1 protein-coding gene is annotated in these 620 nt (G+C 44.2%); it reads right to left on the reverse strand.

Translation table 11 applies throughout. The features are described 5' to 3' along the window. The coding region (locus ACFFRH_RS44925) for a redoxin domain-containing protein (RefSeq protein ID WP_146765509.1) at positions 1-247 on the reverse strand (247 nt) is incomplete at its 3' end. Between the last annotated feature and the right edge of the window lie 373 nt (positions 248-620).

The raw sequence follows: 620 nt of genomic DNA on the forward strand, positions 1-620 counted from the left end.
GCCATGCTTTGTGGGTGAAGTGAGTATCGGTAGATACTGCGTATACGTCTACGCCCAGTTTCTGCAGTTCTTCGTAGTGGTCAGCAACGTCACCCAGTTCGGTCGGGCATACGAAAGTAAAGTCAGCCGGGTAGAAGAAGAAGACGCTCCAGCGGCCTTCGGTATCTTTTTCGGTGATTTCGATGAATTCGCCGTTTTTGAATGCCTGGTTTTTAAAAGGTTTAATTTTGGTGTTAATCAAGGACATCTATACTTCCTCCGTGTTTTCGATGAGATGTAAGGTAACCAATTTTTGCCGATTCGGCTAATGCGTTTCCATTATCAAATCGATAAGTTTTACCTTACAACCTTCGTAAGACAACTTTGTGAACTTTGCACCGCCAGCGGCGATAAAAAGTAAAATGGCCCCCTTTCCAGGTGACCGTGTAATCTGAACTACCCTTTGGTATCTTCAGTGCCTGCCTGCAGGCTGAGGTGTTGCCCTTACAAATGCAACAACGACATGGATTACAACACCCTCATAAACAAAGGGCAATCACCTGATCTAAGCTCTTACCTATGACAGTGATAGGTTATGCCTTTTACTCGACTTTTGCACTGACTGAAAAGGACAAATTAAT

This window comes from Streptosporangium vulgare (assembly GCF_042428775.1).
GTDB classification, from domain to species: domain Bacteria; phylum Actinomycetota; class Actinomycetes; order Streptosporangiales; family Streptosporangiaceae; genus Streptosporangium; species Streptosporangium vulgare.